The following is a 1,647-nucleotide window of genomic DNA, read 5'->3' as shown; positions in this document are numbered from 1 at the left end:
GCCTTCATGCCCGCCGAGATCTTGTCGCCGTACACGTCGGTCAACTCACCATAGACCTTGCACGCATCCGCCGGCTTGTTGAGCTTCATCAACGCGCTGCCCAGATAGAACAGGCTGTCGGGCGCACGCTCGCCATCCGGGTATTTCTTGTAATTGTCGTAGAAGGCGATCGACGCCAGGCTGGGCTTGCCGTCGTCCAGATAGGCGCGGCCGAGCAGGTTCTGCGCGAAGCTGGCGCGGCGGCTCTTGGGGAAATCCGCGACCATCTTCTTCAGCTGCGCCTGCGCCTCCGGGTATTTCTTCGCCGCCCACAGGCGATAGCCGTAGAGATACGCATCCTCCGCTGCGTCGCCGGTATCGGGCTTCTCCACGCCGGCGACGGCAGCGGTCGGCGTGGGCGCCGGGCGCGGCGCAGTCGGCACGCGCACGTCACCGGTGGCGGCCACATCGGCCGCCGGCACGGGCGACGCCGGGGCGGCACCGGCCGCCAGCTTCGCGTCGGTGGCGGTGCGATAGGCGGTGAACTGCTCCTCCAGCATTCGCAGCTTGTGCTGCGTCAGCTCGATCTGCCCGGTCATCGACGCCATCTGCTGTTCCAGCGAGGTGACGCGCGACGACAGGTCGGCGACCGCGCTGCTGGCCGGCACGCCGACCGGCGACGGGGCCGGGGTGGACGGCGCGATCTGCGGCTCCACCATCTGCGCGGCGCCGTTCGGGAACACCTTGCGCTGCACCGCGCGCATCTCGCTCTCCAGCCGGCCGACGCGGCCCTCCAGTGGGGCGCCCTGCTGCGCCCCGGCCGGTACCGCCGCGCCCGTCGCCAGCATGGCGGCCGTGCCCGCCCCGATTAGAAACCTGTTCATGCCCTTGATACCCCCGGCGTCGCTCATCCGGCGACCATAATCACCCCCCCATGGCTGTCGCCAGCCTGAAGCAGGATTCGCGCGACTCAGTCCGGCGTGTTCCCCGCGGAAGAGGCGGAGCCGGCCCGTGCGGAAGCGGCCGGTGCGGGCGACTGGAACGCCGCGGGCACGCCGCCCGTCGTTCCGGTCGCGCGCGCCGTCGGGGCCGCCGCCGGCGTCGCCGGCGTCGCCGCGCCGCCGCCGCGCGCCGCCAGTGCCGCGGCACTGATGCCGACATCCTTGATCGCCCGCTTCCCGTCGCCCAGCGCCGGCACCTCGCGCCCGTCGACAGTGATCGCCAGCTGGTCGGGCCGGCCGACGTTGATCATCGGACGGTCGGCGGTGGCGGGCACCTCGAACGTCTCGCCCTTCTTCTTGGTGCCCAGGAACAGCGTCTGGTTGTTGGCGTCATAGACGCGCATCCACACCTCGTCGCGCGCGGTCAGCACCACCTTGCCCGCGGGGGCGGCGGTGCTGGCGGCGGGGACCGGGCGGCTGGCCGCGACGGGCGTGGGCGACGCGGCCGTCGCCGGCGCCTCCTGCGTGCCGCGCATCATGCCGGTGGACAGCCACAACAGCCCCAGCACCAGCACCGCCAGCGCCAGCCCGGCGGCGACGATCACCACCCCGCGCGACGGCCCGCGCGCCGGATCGGCGATCTCCTCGATATGGTGCTGGCGGATCGGCATCGCGCCGCGCGCCAGCTCGCCGCGGATGTCGCGGCCGACGTCGGCGGGGTCCAGCC

2 protein-coding genes are annotated in these 1,647 nt (G+C 72.6%); both read right to left on the bottom strand.

Translation table 11 applies throughout. The annotated features are described in order from the left end of the window. Positions 1 to 890 (bottom strand): tetratricopeptide repeat protein (locus AX685_RS05335; protein WP_231738572.1); only part of this gene is annotated, 890 nt, incomplete at its 3' end. Positions 891 to 949: 59 nt separating this feature from the next. Beyond that, positions 950 to 1,647, bottom strand: a 698-nt coding sequence (locus AX685_RS05330) for a DUF4115 domain-containing protein (protein ID WP_156445689.1), incomplete at its 5' end; no start/stop codon positions are given.

This window comes from Sphingomonas sp. CCH9-F2 (assembly GCF_001556735.1).
Lineage (GTDB): Bacteria > Pseudomonadota > Alphaproteobacteria > Sphingomonadales > Sphingomonadaceae > Sphingomonas > Sphingomonas ginsenosidimutans.
The sequence above is the reverse complement of the archived record's forward strand: the minus strand, read 5'-3'. Positions and strand labels throughout refer to the sequence as shown.